The 21,592-nt window shown below is 40.9% G+C and carries 17 protein-coding genes; 5 read left to right on the forward strand and 12 right to left on the reverse strand.

Going from position 1 to position 21,592, the window contains the following annotated elements; all coding sequences use genetic code 11:
• Positions 1 to 10 precede the first annotated feature (10 nt).
• From P3J6_RS09980 to P3J6_RS10005, 6 genes are all read right to left on the reverse strand, one after another.
• Positions 11 to 658, reverse strand: coding sequence for a hypothetical protein (locus tag P3J6_RS09980; protein WP_198522912.1), 648 nt, complete (start codon positions 656 to 658; stop codon positions 11 to 13).
• Positions 659 to 671: 13 nt separating this feature from the next.
• Complete coding sequence (locus P3J6_RS09985) at positions 672 to 1,442, reverse strand: SDR family oxidoreductase (protein WP_198522913.1); 771 nt, start codon at positions 1,440 to 1,442, stop codon at positions 672 to 674.
• Positions 1,439 to 2,128, reverse strand: coding sequence for a TenA family transcriptional regulator (locus P3J6_RS09990; protein WP_198522914.1), 690 nt, complete (start codon positions 2,126 to 2,128; stop codon positions 1,439 to 1,441). Before P3J6_RS09990 ends, P3J6_RS09985 begins: the two co-directional genes overlap by 4 nt.
• The gene (locus tag P3J6_RS09995) at positions 2,121 to 3,599 is read right to left on the reverse strand and encodes an AMP-binding protein (protein WP_198522915.1); all 1,479 of its coding nucleotides are present in this window, start codon (positions 3,597 to 3,599) and stop codon (positions 2,121 to 2,123) included. The genes P3J6_RS09990 and P3J6_RS09995 overlap by 8 nt, the downstream gene beginning before the upstream one ends.
• On the reverse strand, positions 3,596 to 4,249 hold the full coding sequence (locus P3J6_RS10000) for a thermostable hemolysin (protein ID WP_198522916.1): 654 nt from the start codon (positions 4,247 to 4,249) through the stop codon (positions 3,596 to 3,598). Before P3J6_RS10000 ends, P3J6_RS09995 begins: the two co-directional genes overlap by 4 nt.
• A gap of 79 nt (positions 4,250 to 4,328) precedes the next feature.
• The gene (locus tag P3J6_RS10005; protein ID WP_442960230.1) at positions 4,329 to 5,837 is read right to left on the reverse strand and encodes a sensor domain-containing diguanylate cyclase; all 1,509 of its coding nucleotides are present in this window, start codon (positions 5,835 to 5,837) and stop codon (positions 4,329 to 4,331) included.
• Positions 5,838 to 6,149: 312 nt separating this feature from the next.
• Here P3J6_RS10005 and P3J6_RS10010 point away from each other — a divergent pair, with 312 nt between their 5' ends.
• The 3 genes from P3J6_RS10010 to P3J6_RS10020 all read left to right on the forward strand — a co-directional run bounded on the left by P3J6_RS10010 (position 6,150) and on the right by P3J6_RS10020 (position 10,877).
• Complete coding sequence (locus P3J6_RS10010) at positions 6,150 to 7,958, forward strand: glycoside hydrolase family 3 protein (RefSeq protein WP_198522917.1); 1,809 nt, start codon at positions 6,150 to 6,152, stop codon at positions 7,956 to 7,958.
• Between the two features lies 1 nt (position 7,959).
• Positions 7,960 to 8,694, forward strand: coding sequence for a 5-oxoprolinase subunit PxpA (locus tag P3J6_RS10015; protein ID WP_198522918.1), 735 nt, complete (start codon positions 7,960 to 7,962; stop codon positions 8,692 to 8,694).
• A gap of 158 nt (positions 8,695 to 8,852) precedes the next feature.
• Complete coding sequence (locus P3J6_RS10020) at positions 8,853 to 10,877, forward strand: S9 family peptidase (RefSeq protein WP_198522919.1); 2,025 nt, start codon at positions 8,853 to 8,855, stop codon at positions 10,875 to 10,877.
• A 1,008-nt stretch (positions 10,878 to 11,885) separates the two neighbouring features.
• On the opposite strand, the gene P3J6_RS10025 is transcribed toward P3J6_RS10020, so the two are convergent.
• On the reverse strand, positions 11,886 to 13,487 hold the full coding sequence (locus P3J6_RS10025) for an isocitrate lyase (RefSeq protein WP_008110760.1): 1,602 nt from the start codon (positions 13,485 to 13,487) through the stop codon (positions 11,886 to 11,888).
• 238 nt (positions 13,488 to 13,725) lie between these two features.
• Here P3J6_RS10025 and P3J6_RS10030 point away from each other — a divergent pair, with 238 nt between their 5' ends.
• On the forward strand, positions 13,726 to 15,903 hold the full coding sequence (locus P3J6_RS10030) for a malate synthase G (protein ID WP_198522920.1): 2,178 nt from the start codon (positions 13,726 to 13,728) through the stop codon (positions 15,901 to 15,903).
• Positions 15,904 to 16,004: 101 nt separating this feature from the next.
• Here the strand turns inward: P3J6_RS10030 and P3J6_RS10035 are convergent, their stop codons facing one another.
• The 5 genes from P3J6_RS10035 to P3J6_RS10050 all read right to left on the reverse strand — a co-directional run bounded on the left by P3J6_RS10035 (position 16,005) and on the right by P3J6_RS10050 (position 20,906).
• Complete coding sequence (locus P3J6_RS10035) at positions 16,005 to 16,730, reverse strand: YebC/PmpR family DNA-binding transcriptional regulator (RefSeq protein ID WP_010388706.1); 726 nt, start codon at positions 16,728 to 16,730, stop codon at positions 16,005 to 16,007.
• A gap of 239 nt (positions 16,731 to 16,969) precedes the next feature.
• Entirely contained in the window at positions 16,970 to 17,104 is a 135-nt protein-coding gene (locus P3J6_RS18910) for a hypothetical protein (protein WP_269812671.1), read from the reverse strand.
• Positions 17,105 to 17,120: 16 nt separating this feature from the next.
• A complete protein-coding gene (locus tag P3J6_RS10040) occupies positions 17,121 to 17,738 on the reverse strand; it encodes an HAD family hydrolase (protein ID WP_138606455.1) in 618 nt (205 codons plus the stop codon).
• 226 nt (positions 17,739 to 17,964) lie between these two features.
• The gene (locus P3J6_RS10045; protein ID WP_138606453.1) at positions 17,965 to 18,459 is read right to left on the reverse strand and encodes a DUF6702 family protein; all 495 of its coding nucleotides are present in this window, start codon (positions 18,457 to 18,459) and stop codon (positions 17,965 to 17,967) included.
• A gap of 2 nt (positions 18,460 to 18,461) precedes the next feature.
• On the reverse strand, positions 18,462 to 20,906 hold the full coding sequence (locus P3J6_RS10050; RefSeq protein ID WP_178957034.1) for a M1 family metallopeptidase: 2,445 nt from the start codon (positions 20,904 to 20,906) through the stop codon (positions 18,462 to 18,464).
• Positions 20,907 to 21,309: 403 nt separating this feature from the next.
• On the opposite strand from P3J6_RS10050, the gene P3J6_RS10055 reads away from it, so the two are divergent.
• Entirely contained in the window at positions 21,310 to 21,546 is a 237-nt protein-coding gene (locus P3J6_RS10055) for a hypothetical protein (protein ID WP_010388711.1), read from the forward strand.
• The last annotated feature ends 46 nt before the right edge of the window (positions 21,547 to 21,592 follow it).

Below are 21,592 nucleotides of genomic sequence, written 5' to 3' on the forward strand. Positions count from 1 at the left end.
GTTTATTTTGTTATCTCTTTAGTTTTTTATCTACTTTAGCTAATAAAGAGCTAATTGCTTGTTGACGATATTTATCAGCTTTAGCACGAGTATCACGAATACCTGCTGCTTGCGCAACTAACAAATGGGCTTTAGCTTGCTCATATTCACGTTCGTCATATAAAAACTCACCATACAAGTAGTTAGTATCAATGCCTTTTTTGTTAAAAGCGAGCGCTTGCTTAAAAAATTTGTCGGCGGTGTCATCATCACCAAAACCAATAGGCCACCCCGGTACTTTACTGTATAAGGTTGCTAGGCTGGCATACGCTGAGCCACCTAAAGCACTGTCGTCTATTTTAAGGGCTTGCTCTAATGATGCTTTTGCATCTTTAGCATAGCCCAGTGCCCCTAACCCGCCCTTTGCGCCAGCAAAACTGGCCAGTACAATGCCGTTCCACGTATAGCTATTTGCTGAATCAGGGTAGCTTTCAATAAATTGAGCACTTTGCTCACTTAGTTGAGTAAAGGCTTTGATTTGTGCCTCGTCTTTAAGCTCATAATTAGCGACCGCCCACTGCTGTTGAATAGCGAGTAAATCGCTTTGTTCGTCTGCAAATACCGGCGATGAAAACACACTAACAATGCTTAAATAAGCTACTAAAGTAAATTTTTTCATAATAAATCCTCTATTAACCTAAAAACTGTTTTATTTTAGGGAGCTGTTTAGCAATTGCGTTATCCACAATACGTGGAAAAACGCCATTGATACGTGCAAAAAGTTTCTCAGGAAAACCAATAAATCGTCTGGTTTTATTTGAGTTTAATAACGCAACTAACTCATCAGCCACCAACTGTGTGGAGTCCATTTGATTACCAAGCGCCCTATTCATTGCTCGGGTTTGTGCATCATTAATATCTGTATCGGTTGCTCTTGGTGCTAAATAACTAACTTTAACGGGTGTATCTGAAAGCTCTCGTGATAGCGCTTCGCTAAAACCACGTAAACCGAACTTACTAGCACAGTAAAGTGTTTGATATGGGTAACCTATGCTGCCAAATGACGACCCAACATTAACTATGGAGCCTTTATTCGCATGCAATTGCGCTAAAAACAGCTGACATAATTTCATAGGGGCGGCTAAGTTAGTGCTCAGTAGATTATCAATTTGCTCACTACTCGATGCACTTAAGCTTTGCATTACATTAATGCCTGCATTGTTTATGAGTAACTTAGCGCCCCCTAATTTTTTGGCTTTAATGGCGAGTGCCAACATGTTTTCGGCAATCGTTAAGTCCCCCACAAAAACTATACTACCGGGACATTGACTACTTAGCGTATTGAGGGCATCACTATTTCGCCCCACCAAGAGTAGTTGCCAACCTTGGCCGTGTAGTGTTTTGGCAATGGCTTGACCAATTCCACCTGTAGCACCAGTTAATACACATAAGCCGGTATTCATGCGTGTTGCTCTTGTGCTGATGCTTTAAAAAACGGCTCGCCGTCTAAAGCGCGAAAAATATCGCCGTACAAACGATAAAAACATTTTGCACCATGTAAAATAGCCTGCTGATCCGCCTCGTCTGTAATTTGATTCATTAAGTTTTCAAAAAACTTAACATGCTCTATATCAAGCGCGCCGTGAGAGGTTAAATAGCTAAATGCTTTTTTAGGAAGCCCTATTGCATTCGCTATGTTTGATGCGGCTCCATCGGCAAGCGCAATTGAGGTCCCCTCTAATACGTGCACCATGCCAAAAAAGCTAAGCGGATTTTTACGTGCAATACTATCGTAGGCATACGACACCATCATTTCAGTGGCGAATTGTGGCTGACTATAGCGCACACTTTCTTTATCAAAACCACACGCGGCAATATCGTTAAGCACCCATTCTTGGTGGCCAATTTCCTCTTCAATGTATTCGGCTACGGCTTCACGTAACCATTCTTGTTCGTCGGTCAAACGGGCACCTAACGACATCATTAATGGCACAGTGTGTTTTACATGATGGTAGGCTTGCGCTAAAAATGACGCATACTCTTCAAGTGATGCTTGGCCTTTAAAAACGCGCTGTATAATTGGCGCAGCTAATAAGTACTCACGCTCGTTTTCAGTTTGTGCTTTTAATATATTAAAAAAATCACTCATGGATCACTTCTCCAAGTCGGTAAAACTGTTCAAAAATAGGGCTGTAGTGCTGGCTAATTGCCGCTCGTTTAGGGCGATTATTAGCGGTTAATAATCCTTGCTGCTCGTTTAAAGGTTGGGCCAAACGATGCCACTTTTTAATCTGTGCGTAGTCAGGAAGTTGCTGGTTTACTGTTTTTAAATGTGCTTTTAATTGCTCATCACTAAACTTGGGAGCCGCATAAATAAGCGCGCTTAAAAATGGCTGGCTTTCACCAAACACCACCGCTTGCTGTATCGCACTTTGGCTTAAAATTAATGATTCAGGCCATTCGGCGCTAACATTACGCCCCATACTGGTGATGATCAGATTTTTTACTCGCCCTTTTATGTACAGCTTATTATTACGCTTAGATACTAAGTCGCCAGTGGCGTACCAGGTATTTGGGTTATGCGGCGCTTGATTTAAATACCCTAAAAATAACGCTCCTTTAATAAATAACTCACCATTTTCAACTTTCGTTTCAACGTGCCCTAGCACTTCACCAGCACTATTTATATCGTCATAGTTGGGGGTGTTTAAACTCACTACTGAAGCAGCCTCAGACAGACCATAACCTTGATAAACCGGTAGGTTATATTCTCGTGCAGTTAAAATTAAAGATTCACTAACCCGTGCTCCGCCAACAGCAATAAACTTAAGTGACTTTGGTGGCTGCCAGCCTTGTTTTGCAAAGGCAACTAAACATGTTAATAACTCAGGCACTAAAATAAGGGTGTTAGGTTTTACACTATCGATTGCGCTAATGAGTTTGTTAGGGTTTTTTAACCCTGAGCCAACAAAACCTAATTCGTTTAATGGCATTAAATGTACACAACCGCCACTTAACAAAGGCGCATAAATACCTGCAATATTTTCAAGCAATACAGGTAGTGGCAGTAAACATAAGTGAGTTGGTTTACTAATGTTTATTTGCTCACATAATGACTGAGCCACCTGCATCTGGCTTTGTGTTGATAAGCACACCCCTTTTGGCTCGCCAGTAGAACCGGAAGTAAATGTGATTTTTTGAGTGCCTTCAAAGTAATTCATCGGTTCATTAAGCTTGAGCTGATAAATATACAAGGTGTAATGTTCAAACAAAGTAATAGACAATGTATGGGCCCCCAAAGAAAGCCTTGGTATATCACTTATAAACAGCTGTGCGCCACACTGTGCCAGTACATATTGCGTTTGTTGTTGACTAAAAAAATGGGCAATTGGTATTGCTACTTTATTAGCAACATTTGTCGCAGCATCGAGCACCAACCAAGCGGGAGTATTATCAAGTTGAAATGCAATTGCGTTAGCATCTGAGTTTGCAAAAATTTCCGCTACTTTATTAATTTCTTGAAGCACTTCAGTACCTGTTAACTGCTGTGTTTGATTCGCAAAATGCGCGACAACCATTGACTGAGTAGCTAAGTCATTCAAGCTATTTAACATGCTCATATAGTCTCCAGCGCATTAATTAATGTGGTAATTGCATTTGCATTTTGTTGTTTAATGTCACGTAGCATAGGCGTATTAAGTACTTGCTGATGTGCCTGTGCTAAATTAACAATGCACACCGTAGGCTGATTCTCATAATAGCTACCCCAGCTCTTTGGCTGATCTACTACAGTGCTATTAGCCAGTGCAATTTCGTTGCAGGTAACACCTAGTAGGCGCAGTAAGGCGCGTACTTTTTTGGTAGCGCAAAACACTAAGTAGCTCGCGCCAAAGCCGCGCAAAGCTTCATTTACAATAATAAAATGAGATAGCGTGGCTTTACGATGTGTTGAACAAAGGTTACCTAGCTCAAACACCTTATTTCGCGGTGTGCTTGGTGGTAAAAATTGTTCAATAGCCGCAGCTAAATATTGTTCAAGGAATAAAGGGGAAGTGGCGTTTCTGAGCCCTAATGTGCAATGCCCTTGCACAGTTTTATACTGACAGAGTAATGGCATAAATGAGGTTAGGCTTGCATTATACGCAGCTAAAAAGCCTTGTTTTACTGTATCTTCAAGGCGTTGACGGTGTTCATCACATTCTCTTGCGCTCACAAACTGTGTGAACGGCTGAAAAAGTGCTAATGATGGCTGTTGTTGAGCTAGTTGCATAAAAGCATCGCCTGTATTAAATCTATAGGTAGAATTTAATAGGCGAAACTTAAATAAAACTTAAGGTAAGTTAATTTTTTTAAAAATTGGCTATCACGGTTTTATTACGGCCCGTTTCCTTCGCGTGATAGAGCGCTTTGTCAGCGCATTTATATACTTGATCGATATCATCGCTATGCTGTGGCCAAGTAGCGATACCAATAGATACATTTATATAGCCTACTTTTGCCATTGATGTGGTGGCTACTTGGTTACGTAAACGCTCAGCGATAACAAACGCACTATCATTATTTTCGTTAGGTAATACCAGTAAAAACTCTTCTCCACCAGTGCGTGACACAATATCATGCTTGCGCGATAACGATTGTATAATACGAGTAAGGGTTTTTAGTACTTCATCACCCGTATCATGGCCAAATGTATCATTAACCTGTTTAAAGAAGTCGATATCAATTTCAAGCACTGCAAACGGGATCTGCTTATCCATCAAATTTTCAAGCAATATGTTTAAACCCCGCCGGTTATGCGCGCCGGTTAGCGGATCGGTAAGTGCATCTTGACGTAATTGTCCCATTTGCGATTGCAAAACATGAATTCCTTCTAACATCGCGTGTTTAAGCTGGTTACTTTCGAAGTACCAAGACTTAATACTTTTAAGATGATCTACGTTTTTCTTATCGGTCGATAAATTAGCGCTATCGGCTAACAGTCTTAATGGCTTAGCAATATAGTGAGCTAGCATAGCAATTAATAAAAAAGTAATGATTACTATGGGTAACATTCGCTTAAGCACCTGCCCTTGAAAAGTATCAAGCGTAGCAAGGGTTGCCGCTTCACTTCGCTGGGCAACAATCCCCCAATTAGCAAGTCCTACGTGGGAAAACCCGGCCAGCATAGCCACTCCTTGGCTATTTATAACTCGAGTGAATCCATCTTCACCTTGCAAAACTCGCTCTATAACTGGGTTATTAAATACTTGCTTGCCAATGCGCTTAGAATCAGGGTGATAAAGTAAGGTTTTATTATCAGCGACCACATAAAAGTACGCCCCGCCATCGTAACTATGTTGTTTTAACAAAGCATTTAAAATACTCTGCTGCTCTAAATAGAAGCTACCGCCAATATAACCATAATAATTCCCTGCCAGATCAAACAGAGGATAGGAGACAACAATAATTAAATTATTAGCCAGCGAAATATAAGGCAGACTAACCTGCGGCTGCTGCGATTTAAGAGCCTGCTTAGAATGGACTGAATTAACCGTTTTATTAATAATATTTAAAGACACAGGTGAAGCTGCTTTAACAACACCTTGCATGTTAATTGCCACCGAATTAAAGCTATGCGTCTGATTTAAAAGCCGGTCGGTTTCAGCTTGGAGTAACTCAGTGTTGGTAATATCTTCAGCAATAATACTGGCTGAAAACTCAAGTTGCTGCATTGCTGCTGTTAAAAAGTGCTCAGTTGCTGAGGCTAACTTACTGGCAAATACATGATTACTTTGCAGGGTATCTTCTATTACCCGTTCTTTTTGGACTTGATAACTAATATATAAACCACTAAACAAAATAGCAGCTGCAGCGGGCATAGCTAACAAAAGAATTAATTGCCTAAGTTTAAAAGTAAATGGTAATCGAAAACGCAACTTAATATCATCCTAAGCAAATAAAAACGACTGCTATGCACTGCATACATCATTAATATAATACATAAATAGAACTAAGTGACCTAATTTTTGTGATTTTAAGGATGATTAAATCATACGATTTATATTTGCTGGGTTTTGCAGTTAAGCTCAATAATAGTTAAGCTGCATGCACTTTATTTTTATTTAGCCTTGAGGTGTGTGTTGCTAAATAAGTACTTGTTATCGTCTTCTCTTTTTTTAATCGGATGTTTCATGCCAATAAAATCTTCTTTTGCCGATTCTGCGCTGTCACTTAAGCAGCAACTAGGGCAAAAGCTTATGCTCGATTTACGCTATTTTTGTCAGCAAGGCAGTAGCCAACGCTGCAGAACGCCATTAACTGAATTGCCCGATGAATTAGCAAAAGCAATTAGCCGTTATGATATTGGCGGGGTGATTTTATTTTCTGAAAACACCCAAAACATAGAACAAATTATTAACCTTAATCAGCAGCTACAACAAGCTGCATCTAAATCTAAGTCAGGCCTACCACTGTTTATTTCTATTGACCAAGAAGGCGGACGCGTAGCTCGTTTACCTCGCGATGTGGCCACCTCATTTACCGGTAATATGTCAATTGGCGCAACTTACCCTGAGCACGGTACGTATTTCGCAACCCAAACGGCAAATATACTGGCCACTGAACTCTCAGTGCTTGGCATTAATGTAAATTATGCGCCAACGGTTGATGTAAATATGAACCCTGACAATCCAGTTATTAATGTACGCTCTTTTAGTGAAAGCCCTGATGAAGTTGCGGCAATGGGTGCAGCACAAGTTATTGAGTTTGAAAAAAACGGTATAATTAGCGCTATAAAACACTTTCCAGGACATGGCGATACCAATGTAGATAGCCATACAGGCTTACCTAAAGTGATGCATTCAAAAGAAGTCATTTACGCTCAAGATTTAGCGCCGTTTAAACAGATTATTGAGCAGCATAGTCCTGGGATGATAATGACCGCGCATATTCAATACCCTGAGCTTGATAGCAGTACATTAACCAATGTAGACGGTAAGCAAATGATTAAACCCGCGACCATGTCGCGTAAAATCATGACCGATATCCTTCGCGATGAACTGAACTATCAAGGCGTAGTGGTAACCGATGCACTGGATATGGCTGGTATTAGCCATTTTTTCAGCCCTACACAAGCAGTTGTAAACACTTTTGCAGCTGGAGTTGATATTGCGCTAATGCCAATAGAAATTAGAACGCCTGAGGATATAAATAAACTCGATGCGCTCATTGACTCTTTAGTCAGTGCGGTTAAAACAGGGCAACTAGACGCACATGAAATTGCCCATTCGACGCAGCGAATTACCTCACTTAAACATCAATTTAAATTAAACGCTTTACCTAACCCCATTAATGCATTGGCAAATGCCAAACACATTATTGGTAATAAAGCACATCGTGAATTAGAAGCATCTCTGGCATTAGCGGCAATTACCCAAATAAGAAATAACAATAATACCTTGCCGCTTAAACTTGGCGCTGATAAGCATATTCATATTATTATGCCTGACACCCGCAAGTGCATGGCAATGCAACAAGCAATTAGTGCGTTAAGTTCACAACCACTCAGTTTTAGTTGCAGCAGCTTACAGGGCTTTGATCCAGGTGAAGCGCAGCGCAACATAAACCAAGCAAGTATTGTTATTGCTGGCAATGCAACGCCGAACCAAAGTGCAGTGGAAATTGGCGGTATGGATGACTTAGCCGATAACCCAAACTTTGCCTTAAATAACGCAGAGCAACCTAAAGCGCTTGAGTCATTACTAAAAATGGCTAAACAACACACTCCCACGGTATTTATTAGTTTACGTGCACCGTATGACATTGCGCAATTTGGTCACTATGCTGATGCAGTGCTTGCTTCCTATGCTTATAATATTGATGTGGATAAAAACGAGCTGGTGTCTGGGCCTGCCTTTACTGCACTGGCGAAAGTATTATTAGGCCAAGCTCCAGCCAAAGGCCAATTACCGGTAACAATTAAACAATCGAAGAGCCATTAATATGAAACTTAATTGTGATTTAGGCGAGAGCTTTGGCGCATGGCAAATGGGCCTTGATAACGATGTTATGCCCCATATTGATATGGCAAATATTGCTTGTGGCTTTCATGCAGGTGATTCGAGTGTAATCGCGCATACCCTAAAGCTGGCTAAACAACATAATGTTATGATTGGCGCTCACCCAAGCTACCCCGATAAACAAGGATTTGGTAGGCGTTCAATGAGCATGAGCGTGGCTGAGCTCACTCAATGTTTGCACTATCAAATAGCCGCCCTTGATGGCATGGCAAAAGTACAAGGGCTAACCCTTAGCTATGTAAAACCCCATGGTGCGTTATATAACGACATGATGACAAACCAGCAACTACTCACCACTGTTATGGGTGCAGTTGCCAGTTACCCTGCAAACTTAAAGTTAATGATACTCGCCACAGCCGATGCCAAGCTACATCAAACAATGGCTCGCCACCTTGGGCTCACACTGATATTAGAAGCGTTCGCAGACAGGCAGTACACTGACCAAGGGCACTTAGTATCACGAAATATAGCCGGCAGTGTGCATAACAAAGACGCATTATTAGCTCAGGTTAAGCAGCTTTTAGCCAGTAACAGTGTGACTACTCAATCTGGAAAATCGTCGAAACTGGTTGCTGACAGCATTTGTGTGCATGGCGATAATCCCCAAGGCATTGCAATTATTGAAGAGATAAAAGCGCTTTGTTCAACCAATAGCTAAAGTTAAAAATACAGATTAAGCTGTAAACCCCCTTTACAGCCTTTGTAACCTCATTGAATTAATGCTCATAGAGTTAATTATGGGCTTCATCGCATTGTGCTGTTAATTTAATAATCCCTCACTTATAACTGTACATAAGTTAACAACAGGGATTAATGATGAAACAGTTTTTAGCACTTAGTTTTATATTTAGCGCAAGCCATTTTGCCAGCGCAAACGACAATACACACACATTGCAACTTCAAGATATATTCAACTTAGAATATGCCAACCAAATAGATATTACTGACGACGGTAAAACAGTGTATTTTGTCCGCAACCGCATGGATATTAAAACCGATCGCAAAGTCGGTAATATTTGGTCTGTTGATTACAACACTGAACAACTACAGCCCTTAACATCAGGTGTATTTATGGACTACTCGCCTGTGTTGTCACCCGATGGACAGCGCCTTGCATTTATCTCTAACAGAGATGGCAGTAATCAAATATACATGAAGTGGCTAAAAACGGGTGCTGTGGCAAAAATTAGTAATCTTACTAATGCACCTCGCTCAATCACCTGGTCACCTAATTCTAAACAACTGGTGTTTAGTATGTTTGTTCCTGAAATAAGCTCACCACCTGTCAGTTTACCAGGTAAACCTAAAGGCGCTAGCTGGGCAGACCCTGCTAAATTTATTGACGATGTTTACTACCGTGCAGATGGCAGAGGCTATAGTCAAAAAGGATTTAATCAGCTATTTACTCTTAATGCGAATGGCGGCAATGCACAACAACTCACTAACGATAACTTTGATTATAATGGCGGTGTAAGCTTTAGTAAAAACGGCGAATTACTTTATTTCTCAGCCAATAGACACGCTGAAAATGCACTCAAGCCAACCAATAGTGAAGTGTACCAGCTTAATTTAAACACGTTAGAGATCATCGCACTGACCGACCGTAATGGACCAGATCAACAACCTCAGGTCTCACCTAACGGTCAGTACCTTGCTTATACTGGCTACGATGACAAGCGCACTAACTATGAAAATACTCAGCTTTATATTCGTGATTTAAAAACCGGTGATACCCAAAGTCTGACTAGCGATTTCGATCGCAGCGTTGGCCAAATACAATGGAGCGCAAATTCAAAAGGCCTCTATTTTAGCTATGCCGATGAAGGCCAAACCGCACTCGCTTATCAACCGCGAAGTGGTAAACGTAAGGTGATTACCGAACAAATAGGTAGCGTGGCGTTTGGCCGCCCTTATTCTGGTGGTGATTTTGATATTAGTGAAAATGGTGACATTGCGTTTACACTGGCTGATACCCAGCGCCCTGCTGATGTAGCTACAATAAAAAGAGGTACAGTAAAGCGTTTAACCGATTTAAACTCAGATGCACTACAAACTAAACAGCTCGCCAAGGTTGAAGAGTTATGGTTAAAATCAAGCCATGATGAGTTGCCAATACAAGCCTGGGTTGCTTACCCGCCGGGTTTTGATAAATCAAAAAAATACCCACTGATGCTTGAAATTCACGGTGGCCCTGTTGCTAACTATGGCCCTCACTTTAGTGCCGAAGTACAACTATTTGCCGCTAAAGGAAATGTCGTTTTATACATGAATCCGCGAGGCAGTGACTCGTACGGTAAAGAGTTTGCACAAACCATTCACCATAATTATCCAAGCAATGATTACGATGATTTAATGACAGGTGTTGACGCGCTAATTGATAAAGGTTTTATTGATGAGTCTAAGCTGTTCGTTACCGGTGGCTCCGGCGGTGGTGTATTAACCGCATGGATTGTAGGCCATACAGATCGCTTTGCTGCAGCTGTTGTTGCTAAGCCTGTGATTAATTGGATCAGCTTTGTACTAACTGCCGACTTCTATCCATTTTTTGCCGATTATTGGTTTCCGGGCAAACCTTGGGACCATATTGAGCATTACATGAAGCGCTCACCAATCAGTTATGTTGGCAATGTTAAAACCCCAACCATGTTACTGACTGGTGAAGCAGACTACCGTACGCCAATTTCAGAAACAGAGCAGTTTTATCAAGCCTTAAAATTACAAGGGGTTGATACCGCGATGGTCCGCATTCCAAACGCTTCACATGGTATAACTGCCCGTCCATCAAATTTAATGACCAAAGTGGCTTACATTCAATGGTGGTTTGATAAGCATTCGAAGTAAAACGTAGAGTTATGAGTGACGAGCTATATAAGCTCGTTGCTCGAAGCTCACAAATGTAAACCCCCTTTACAGCAATAATGTGAGTAATCCCTTACATACTTAAGCTAAATATCGGACTTAGCTTCAAATTGAGTTGGTAAAAATTCGGTTTATACTAACTCAGCTCCTCTGAGTTAGTAAAAATTCGGTTTGAGTCACTGTTTATAAGCCCTCAGTTAGTAAAAAAATGTTTTATAAGCAGCAACAGTTAGTAAAAAATCGGTTTATTACCTTCCAAACCCCGGTTAAAAATCTTTAAATTAAGCGTTTAAGTGACCAAATTAAGGATTAGAAAGGCAAATCGACCCTTTATAATGAAGATAATGGCTGTTTTTAACCTGGTTAGTTAAAACCTGATCTGCTTTTTAAGTAGCTAGTTAAATCGTGATCTGCTTTTAGTAGCTTAGGGTCTGTTGACCTTTGCGGATTAAAGTTTGTTCAAACTAGGGGCGGTTTAATCGCGGCGCGAGGTTTGTAACCTAGTGGGCTAAGTAAAAACCGAGCAAAGCTTCCGCGTCCTGCTCACGCCCCTTACCTACATCCATGTAGGCAACAAAGAGTAAATCGCCCCTAGGCAGAACCCTTTGGGCAACGCCTGTTTGGCATTGATGCTGCGTTATCGCCTATTTATGGGGAAGAACCACACCACATAGGCTTTGCCTTGCCTAACTACCAAACAGACTGCTGCAAATTCAACCTTGAAAGGTCAACAGACCCTAGTTAAACTCTGATCTATATACGGTAAAAAGCGGGTAATTTATTGTGCTTACCCGTGTCAAAGCGTAATCAACATAAAGCCCTCACAGCCGAGCATAAACATCCTTTAAAATTATTTATACTTTTAAGCTGCACTGCAGTGAAAACTCTCACTAGCCAAATAGCTAGTAAAATACTGATCTATTAAATTTTGCTTTTATGCAGGCATAAAAAAAGGGCCTTGCGGCCCTTAAGTAACACTATCTAGTGGAATTAGAATTGGTTCATAGTGTTAGCTTCACCACCGGCTTTAAGTGCATTCTCACCAGAGAAGTACTCTTTGTGCGTATCGCCAATGTTAGAGCCTGCAAGGTCTTGATGCTTAACTGACGCTTGCTCACGACGGATTTCTTGACGTTGTACGTCACGTACATAAGCCAGCATACCTAAGTCACCGAAGTAACCTTCAGATAGAATATCTGTGCTTAGTGCCGCTGTATGGTACGTTGGCAATGTGATTAGATGATGGAAAATACCTGCTTCACGTGCGCCATCGCGTTGGAAGTTTTGTACTAATAAGTCAGCGGCTGCTGCAAGCTCTGTTGCATCCATTTCTGGAGCCATAAGCGCTTTGTTGTCATCAATACTTGGGTAAGCGCTAAGGTCACGACCTGCTTCTTGCCACTCTTGGTATACTTGCTCACGGAACTTAAGCGTCCAGTTGAACGACGGTGAGTTGTTGTATACTAATTTAGCATCTGGAACTTGTTCTTTAACGCGATTTACCAGCTCTGCAATTTGTTTTACGTGTGGTTTTTCTGTTTCAATCCACAGTAAATCAGCGCCTGACTGTAAGCTAGTTACACAATCTAGTACTACGCGGTCTTTTTCAGTGCCTTCGCGGAACTGATATAAACCGTTATCTAGGCGTGTAGGCTTACAAAGTTGGCCATTAAGCTTCATTGCCGTTTCGCCTTCATTTAAATCTTCAACGCTGTTTACCGGTGTTGTTTCTAAAAATGCATTGTATTGGCTTGCTAAGTCACCTGGTTTTTGTGAAACCGGTACTTTTTGCGTTAGGCTTGCACCTAGAGAATCGGTACGCGCAACGATAATACCGTTATCAATACCTAGCTCTAGAAACGCGTAACGTACTGCGTTAATTTTAGCTAAAAAGTCTTCATGAGGAACGGTAACTTTACCTGCTTGGTGACCACATTGCTTAGCATCTGATACTTGGTTTTCGATTTGGATAGCACAAGCACCCGCTTCAATCATCTTTTTAGCAAGTAGATAAGTCGCTTCTTCGTTACCAAAACCTGCATCAATATCAGCAATGATTGGTACAACGTGCGTTTCAAAGTTATCAATTTTATTAAGCACGGCTTGAACGTCGCCGCCGTTTGCTTTTGCATCGTCTAGCTCGTTAAATAAATGGTCAAGTTCACGTGCATCAGCTTGCTTTAAGAAGGTGTAGATTTCTTCGATAAGTGCTGGTACTGATGTTTTTTCGTGCATGCTTTGATCTGGAAGTGGGCCAAACTCAGAGCGAAGCGCTGCAACCATCCAACCGCTTAGGTATACGTAACTGCGTTTAGTTGTTTTTTGGTGACGCTTAATAGCCATCATCATTTGTTGCGCAGTAAAACCATGCCAACAACCTAAAGACTGTGTGTACTGGCTTGTGTCTTTGTCGTATGCAGCCATGTCTTCACGCATAATGTCAGCAGTAAATTGTGCAATATCAACACCAGAGCGAAAACGATTTTGTAAACGCATGCGAGTTGCGTATTCAGGATTAATAGTTTTCCATGCACTGCCTTGTGATTGGCATAGTGTTGCTAGTGTATCTGTTTCGCCTTGATATGTTGTCATAATAAAGTCCTTCGAACGGGTATTAATATTTATTGTTGAGAGAGTGACTACATCGCGTTAGCTCTGTAGCGCTTAATTAAACATTAGGCTTATTTTTTAGATTTAGTAAATTTATAGTTGTTATTACGGCTATACATATAGTGAATGGTCAAAAAGCACTCAAAGCGACTTTTTTGCGATATGGTAAGTGTACGCATATAAAAAATGCACTCTGTCGGACCGTTTAAGGATTTTAATTATGAGCCACACTCTCACCCACTCTGGACTCAGCGTTGATAAGCAACTAGCTGAATTTGTTAAAAAACAACTATTACCTGGTACCCATCTAGACGAACACCAGTTTTGGAAAAGCTTTGCTCATATAGTGCAAACACTTACTCCGCTGAACAAGTCGCTACTTGCTAAACGTGAACAATTACAAAAGCAGATTGATGACTACCATGTTGCAAATAAAAACGGTGATCAAGCCCAGTACCAAGTGTTTTTAAAAGACATTGGTTATTTAGTTGATGAACCTGAAAACTTTAATATTGAAACTCAGAATGTAGAGCCAGAAATAGCATTGACTGCAGGGCCACAGTTAGTGGTACCGGTTAGTAATGCCCGTTTTGCTTTAAATGCTGCTAATGCACGTTGGGGTTCACTTTACGATGCACTATACGGCACAGACGTACTCAGTGAAGAAGATGGTGCAGAGAAAGGGACTCAATACAACCCAGTGCGCGGCTTTAAAGTAATGGCTTACGCCAGACAGTTTTTAGATAAAGCGCTACCGCTTGAAAATGGCTCGCACATCGAAAGCACTAACTATTCAATTGTGGATGGCGCACTTGCTATTACATTACGCGACAGCTCACACACTACACTTAAAAACCCTGAACAACTCGTTGGCTATCAAGGTGAGGCACAAAATCCAAGTGTTATTTTACTTAAAAACAATGGATTACATGTTGAGCTGCAAATAGATCATCACCACCCTATTGGCCAAGCTGATAAAGCAGGGCTAAAAGATGTGGTACTTGAAGCGGCGCTGACCACCATTATGGACTGTGAAGACTCAGTTGCCGCAGTTGATGCCGAAGATAAAGTGCAAGTTTACAAAAACTGGTTGGGCCTAATGCAGAGCAACTTGGTTGAAACGTTTAGAAAAGGCGACAAAATGGTCGACCGTACGTTACAAGCCGATCGCCAATATACAGGTCTTGATGGCCAAAAACTGACCCTAAAAGGGCGCAGTATGATGTTTGTGCGTAACGTTGGGCATTTAATGACAAACCCTGCTATTACCGATGTAAGTGGTAATGATGTGTTTGAAGGAATTATGGATGCCATGTTCACCGCAACAGCCGCACTGCACGATTTAAACACTAAAAATGCCATTCAAAACTCAACCGCGCAAAGTATTAATATTGTAAAGCCAAAAATGCACGGCCCTGATGAAGTGGCATTTGCTAACACTTTATTTGGTATGGTTGAAGAGGCGCTGAGCTTGCCTAAAAACACCCTAAAAATGGGTATTATGGACGAAGAGCGTCGTACATCTGCTAACTTAAAAGCCTGTATTCATGCTGCTAAAGAGCGTGTTGTATTTATTAACACCGGCTTTTTAGACCGCACCGGTGATGAAATTCATACCTCTATGCAAGCGGGTGTGGTACTGCCTAAAGCCGCTATTAAAGCACAGCCTTGGATCAGCGCTTATGAAGATCGTAATGTTGATATTGGCCTAGCCTGTGGCTTAAGCCACAAAGCACAAATTGGTAAAGGTATGTGGGCAATGCCCGATAAAATGGCGATGATGATGGAGCAAAAAATAGCGCATCCTCAATCAGGTGCGAATACCGCTTGGGTGCCCTCCCCTACCGCCGCCACATTACACGCAATGCATTACCATGATGTGGATGTATTTAGCCTGCAGCAAAGCATTGCCACGCGCCAAATAGCAAGCCTAGAAAGCTTATTAACACCCCCGCTAATGGCAAACCCAGAAACGCTGTCAAAAGAAGATATTCAAAGTGAGCTTGAAAATAACGCGCAAGGTATTTTAGGTTACGTTGTACGTTGGATTGACCAAGGAATAGGCTGTTCTAAAGTGCCTGACATTAACCATATTGGCTTAATGGAAGATAGAGCGACCTTACGTATTTCAAGCCAGCATATCGCCAACTGGCTGCATCATGGCGTGTGCAGTAAAGAGCAAGTACAAAAAGTGATGGCAAAAATGGCTAAGGTTGTTGATGGCCAAAATGAACATGACAGCCTTTACACCCCCATGGCTACTAATGAGCAAACATTAGCTAACAGCATTGCCTACCAAGCGGCTTCGGCACTAGTATTTGAAGGTGTTAGCCAACCTAGCGGTTACACTGAGCCACTACTGCATAGCTACCGCTTAAAATATAAAGCACAGCACTAACTTAAAACTTAACCTAAAAACAAAAAAATCAGCTTTACTAAGCTGATTTTTTATAACGGGTGTGAATAATCACTATTCACTAGTTTTTAAATCATTACGAATTAATTTTTAATAGTCGCGTTGTGATAAACATTTTGTACGTCATCGCAATCTTCAAGCATATTGATAAATTTATCAAAGTTGGCAATCACTTCTTCATCAGTAATTTCAACATGTACTTGCGGTACAAAGGTAATTTCATCAACTTCAAAGTTAATGCCTTCAAATGCTTCTTCTAATGCCGTTTTAGCTTTAAAGTACTCAGTATGCGGTGCAAACACCGACACCTTGCCATCTTCGGCTTCTACATCAGTCACATCAACGTCAGCCATCATCAGCGCTTCTAACACGACTTCATCGTCGTCGCCTGCAAACCCTAAAACAGCTAGGTGATCAAACATATGAGCAACACAACCAGGTGTGCCTATTTTCGAATCTGTTTTAGTAAACGGTAAGCGCACATCTTTAATTGTACGATTAGGGTTGTCAGTTAAACAATCAACAATCACCATACAATTACCTGGGCCGTAGCCTTCGTACCGTGCAGTTGAGTAATCTTCCCCTGCCCCACCGGCTGCTTTTTCTATTGCTTTTTCGATTACGTGCGCGGGAACTTGGTCTTTTTTGGCTTTTTCAATTAAGCGGCGCAATGTTTGATTTACATCGGGGTCGGGTTCACCACTTTTGGCTGCAACGTAAATTTCTTTACCGTACTTCGAATTTACTTTAGTTTTCGCGTTGGCTGTTTTAGCCATCGAACTTTTGCGGACTTCAAATGCTCTGCCCATCTTGTGCCTCTATTGGATACGTTCTGTTTTTGATATTTTACCAATTCAAAGCGTATTGGGCTAGTGGTTCAACATGCTATGCTGTGCAAAAGCAGTTGAGTATTAATTTAAATAATACCCGTTATGCTATTAGCGAAATAAAATAAAGCGCAATTTAACATAATTAGAGCCTGTTAACCTTTGCGGATTGCTGTTTGTTCAAACTAGGGGCTATTTAATCGCGGCGCAAGGTTTGTAACCTAGTGGACTAAGTCAAAACCGAGCAAAGCTTCCGCGTCCTGCTCACGCCCCTTACCTACATCCATGTAGGCAACAAAGAGTAAATCGCCCCACATAGGCTCTGCCTTGCCTAAATACCAAACAGACTGCTGCAAATTCAACCTTGAAAGGTCAACAGACCCCAATCTTTTCAGCGTAACTTTCAACTAACGACACTAATTCATCAAACCCATGAATAACAAAGTCGGCTTGCTCAGCATACGCGGGGGTTAAATCGGGGGCATATAAACAGGCTCGCATTTTTGCATTATGGGCCGCTTGTATGTCATATAAATAATCACCAACGTAAATAACATTATCAACTGGCATTGCCCATTGGCTTGCAATCGTTAGTAAGGCACTTGGATCGGGTTTAGCAGGAGCGTCGGTTCGGGTGAGTACCGTTTCGATTGGCAACGGATTATGCTGAAGTTTCAATGAAGCCGCTTTATCAAAATTACGCGTTACAATAGCCATGGGGATATTCTTTGCTTGCAGAGCATTGACAGCTTCAACAACACCAGGTAAAAAACTCGCGTTTTGTGCGTCAAGTAGCTCATGCTGATGCACTATATTCATTGCTTCTTCACGCATGTAGGGCGAGGGTAATTGTTCTATATACTCGAGTAGGTCTTGATCTGCTGGGCAACCTACTTGTGCCTTAATTAATGAAAAGTTTAATTCTGATGATACTAAGGTTCCGTCTAAATCAAAAATAACACCTTTGATTGCCTCAATTTGCGTTTTCATTTCATTCCTTGTGCTAACTAGTTTGCGGATTTGCTTTACATTAAAAATGTATATCAATTGACAATTACAAAAAACTTAATCCATTACGCTCTCAGTATAGCTCATTTGATACACATTAGTTCGGTTTGTATGATTCTGTTATGTTGGTTTTACGATGAGGTAAGTTAACGCGATCAGCTAACCTAACAGTATAAAAATGCGCACCTAAGAAAAGATGCGCAGTGGGTTAGTTAGTTTCAAATCGTGCTTCAAGCCATGTATCGTCTTGACTAAAGTTTAATGTTTTTACTTTTCCTCGCCCCTCAACATTTACCATATTGACTTGCGCAGGCCATAAATCGCGCAGTGCGCCATTACTCATTCTAATGCCTTCAATCTCATCGGGGATCGTGGCTTCTTGGTATACCCAAAAGAACTTACCATCCACTTGTGCACCTACATAATTAAGCGTAAGTGGTTCACCCTCTAAGGTTTGCAAAGCAACATGAGACTCAACATATTTAGCAAAGCGTTTTTGGTCACGCTTGTTATCAATAATATCCACCTTGCCTTTAAATAAACTGCCAACAGCATGCTCTGTGTCATGTAAGTAAAAACGATGCATCAATTCAATATTGTGCGTGCGCTGATTAAATAACATCGTTGTAACAGATGATTTTAATTGATGCGCCATACTCGGCGCAGCAATTAAAAAGCAAACAATAATAAGCAAAAAGCGCATTATTATTGATCCTCATCGTTATTTTTTTCGTCTTTTGGCTCGTCTTTTTTCAGCTCAGTTTTAATATCTTGCATGATATCGCGGCTTACTTTTGCCTTACTCTTTTCACGTTTGTACACTTCAATACGTGAAGGAATAATACGACGAGGGTAGTGATTATTTTCTACATTCACATCCGCCGTTTCCCAGCCTGGATCGACCGTTACTGATGTCAGCGGTTTGTTTTTGTCGGTAATAATCAGCTTTTGTACATTTTTGTGGTTACGACGCCAAATTTCTGCGGGAATGTAACGCTCTTCTTTAGTGCCATCTTCATAAGTTAGCTCTAAAAGAATCGGCATCACAAGGCCGCCTAAATTTGAAAACTCCATAACATAGTAGTTTTTGTCTTCTTCTAGTGCGCGATCGAGTGTTTTACGCTCCCACGGTTTTAAACCTTTTAAAAATTTGTTGTACGAATTACGTTCTTTATTGGTAACCGTAAAGCGATCGTTTTCGTCATAAAAATCGGTTACATCTGGGTTTTTCTCAACCCAGGTTTTTTTACCTTCAGCGCGATTACGCTCAACAAATAATGAACTTGGCTTATTCGCTTCAATATCACGTAAACGCTTAAAGTCGATATCAGGGTTTTTGGTGTCTAACCGTAATTGATATACTTTATCAAGCGAGATATCAACATGGTCTGTAGTGTAAAACCAACCACGCCAGAACCAATCTAAATCAACACCTGACGCTTCTTCCATAGTACGGAAAAAATCAGCCGGAGTAGGACGCTTATATTTCCAGCGCTGAGCATACTCTTTAAACGCAAAATCAAATAATTCACGACCAAGAATAACTTCACGTAAAATATTTAATGCAGCAGCTGGTTTAGTATAAGCATTAGGCCCTAAACGAAGCACACTGTCTGATTGCGTCATAATAGGCACTTGAGTTTCAGACTTCATGTACGCCACAATATCACGTGGCTCAACACCCCAAGGAATGGTCGGATCCCATTCACGTCCAGCAACACCATCTAAAAAGCTATTTAAACCTTCATCCATCCAGGTCCACTGACGCTCATCTGAGTTTACAATCATAGGGAAATAAATATGCCCCACTTCGTGGATAACAACCCCGATTAAAAAGCGCTTTTCTGCTTGAGAATAAGTACGTGTGCCATCGTCTTGTAAATCTGTACGTGGACCATTAAAGGTGATCATTGGGTATTCCATACCCCCTACTGGGCCATTAACTGACTGTGCAGTTGGGTATGGGTAATCAAATGAATATTTTGAATACACTTCCATGGTATGCACCACAGATTCCGTTGAATATTTCTTCCATAAATCGCCACCTTCTTTAGGGAAAAACGACATCGCCATAACCAATGGTTGCTCATTCCCCCCTTGTTGGTAACCTTTAGCATCCCACATAAATTTACGTGACGACGCCCATGCAAAATCACGAACATTTTCAGCTTTAAAGTGCCACGTTTTTGTTTTGTCTGTACCGGCTTTTTCGTTTTCGAGCGCTTCTTCTTCAGTAACTACAAATACAGGACGTTTTGCTGTTTCAGCTTTTTTTAAACGCTTGCGCTGAGTACTAGTTAAAACAGAGCTTGGGTTATCAAGCTTACCGGTTGCCGATACAATATGATCTGCAGGAACCGTAATTTCAACGTCGTAGTCGCCAAATTCTAAGGTGAATTCACCACTGCCTAAAAATGGCTTGTTGGTCCATGCTTCGTAATCAGTATACGCAGCTAAACGAGGGAACCACTGTGCCACTAAGAAAATATCGTTACCGTCTTCTTCAAAGTGCTCATAACCTGCACGTGCACCTACCGCATCTTCTTCAACGAGGTTAAACGCGAAGTCCATACTAAACTCAACATCTTTACCGGGCTTTAGTGGCGTGTTTAAATCTATACGCATTAGAGTATCAACAACCGTTACACGCAGCGCTTTACCATCTTCATCTTTAACATTGCTAATGGTGTAACCTAGCTCATTGTCGTTCATAAACTGCTGACGACGTAAATCACCTAAACTTAATTTAGCAGGCTTAGCATCAGGCTCGTTTTGTAGGGTACTTTTAAAAGTTTGCGTGGTTTCTGCTATCGAGTCATTTTTAAAAATGTTTTGGTCAAGTTGAAGCCATAAATATTTAAGCGTATGCGGTGAGTTATTTTTATATTCAATTGTTTGACTCCCCGTTAAACGACGCTTTTGCTCATCAAGCTTTACATCAATATCGTAATCAACCCGTTGTTGCCAGTAATTTTCTGCTGGTGCACCTGCGGCACTGCGGTAAACATTAGGGGTAGGCAAAGCTTCGTCTAGTTGACGAAACTTATCAACATAACTGCCTTTAGTCTGTTCAACAGATGAGGCCATCACAGAGCTCGCCATTGCCAAAGGCAATACAAATGCACTCAATGTAAATAAATTTTTCTTCATTGTTAATCCTGATCGATTTTAGTGACGCTACTGTGACAAATTTACAGCTAAGCTTCAATAAAATAGCGATAAAACCCTACTTTTATAGGGTGATATTCCACACCTTTATGTAAATATAAAAAACACGGTTTTACACAACAACATTTAACTAAATTGTTTAGCAATTTACATAAAAAACTAAGCTGTAAAGGGGTTTACAAAATAGGCTGAGTATCACTAAAAGTAGAGATAAAATGAAAAAACACAGCTATTTTCATTAAAAATACTAAAAAACGCAGTTTTAGGTTGATCTTTACTATGGTTTGTAATTAGAATCGCCCACTTTTTTAATTTGAGGGTACTTTTTTAGTGTTTCTCTCAAATATTTTTTGTTCTAACTAGTCGTATTAAGTGTGGTGAGTTTATGGATTTTTATGTCCTAAAAAAGCAGCAAAAACTAATTGCAATACCAGCAGACGTGCAAAATTGTAAGCAGTATATTAACTCAGGCTACCTGTATATTGATAAAGTGGCTGCTTGTAATGAAACAAATGCACTAGCAGTATTACAGGCCAAAAAAGCAAAAGCATTAAAGTGGCCTTTAACAATAGCCCTTGCTGCTTTGCCGGTTATTTTTATTGCTTGGTATACTTTAACCTAAAGCGATACTTGCATCTTTAATTGCCTTGGGTATATTGGCGCTCTTA

The sequence above is a fragment of the Pseudoalteromonas sp. 3J6 genome (assembly GCF_903995135.1).
Lineage (GTDB): Bacteria > Pseudomonadota > Gammaproteobacteria > Enterobacterales > Alteromonadaceae > Pseudoalteromonas.

Excerpts from the sequence above, each read along its gene's own strand:
- P3J6_RS09980 (WP_198522912.1), bottom strand. The coding sequence starts at position 658 with ATGAAAAAATTTACTTTAGTAGCTTATTTAAGCATTGTTAGTGTGTTT.
- P3J6_RS09985 (WP_198522913.1), bottom strand. The coding sequence starts at position 1,442 with ATGAATACCGGCTTATGTGTATTAACTGGTGCTACAGGTGGAATTGGT.
- P3J6_RS09990 (WP_198522914.1), bottom strand. The coding sequence starts at position 2,128 with ATGAGTGATTTTTTTAATATATTAAAAGCACAAACTGAAAACGAGCGT.
- P3J6_RS09995 (WP_198522915.1), bottom strand. The coding sequence starts at position 3,599 with ATGAGCATGTTAAATAGCTTGAATGACTTAGCTACTCAGTCAATGGTT.
- P3J6_RS10000 (WP_198522916.1), bottom strand. The coding sequence starts at position 4,249 with ATGCAACTAGCTCAACAACAGCCATCATTAGCACTTTTTCAGCCGTTC.
- P3J6_RS10005 (WP_442960230.1), bottom strand. The coding sequence starts at position 5,837 with ATGCCCGCTGCAGCTGCTATTTTGTTTAGTGGTTTATATATTAGTTAT.
- P3J6_RS10010 (WP_198522917.1), top strand. The coding sequence starts at position 6,150 with ATGCCAATAAAATCTTCTTTTGCCGATTCTGCGCTGTCACTTAAGCAG.
- P3J6_RS10015 (WP_198522918.1), top strand. The coding sequence starts at position 7,960 with ATGAAACTTAATTGTGATTTAGGCGAGAGCTTTGGCGCATGGCAAATG.
- P3J6_RS10020 (WP_198522919.1), top strand. The coding sequence starts at position 8,853 with ATGAAACAGTTTTTAGCACTTAGTTTTATATTTAGCGCAAGCCATTTT.
- P3J6_RS10025 (WP_008110760.1), bottom strand. The coding sequence starts at position 13,487 with ATGACAACATATCAAGGCGAAACAGATACACTAGCAACACTATGCCAA.
- P3J6_RS10030 (WP_198522920.1), top strand. The coding sequence starts at position 13,726 with ATGAGCCACACTCTCACCCACTCTGGACTCAGCGTTGATAAGCAACTA.
- P3J6_RS10035 (WP_010388706.1), bottom strand. The coding sequence starts at position 16,730 with ATGGGCAGAGCATTTGAAGTCCGCAAAAGTTCGATGGCTAAAACAGCC.
- P3J6_RS10040 (WP_138606455.1), bottom strand. The coding sequence starts at position 17,738 with ATGAAAACGCAAATTGAGGCAATCAAAGGTGTTATTTTTGATTTAGAC.
- P3J6_RS10045 (WP_138606453.1), bottom strand. The coding sequence starts at position 18,459 with ATGCGCTTTTTGCTTATTATTGTTTGCTTTTTAATTGCTGCGCCGAGT.
- P3J6_RS10050 (WP_178957034.1), bottom strand. The coding sequence starts at position 20,906 with ATGAAGAAAAATTTATTTACATTGAGTGCATTTGTATTGCCTTTGGCA.
- P3J6_RS10055 (WP_010388711.1), top strand. The coding sequence starts at position 21,310 with ATGGATTTTTATGTCCTAAAAAAGCAGCAAAAACTAATTGCAATACCA.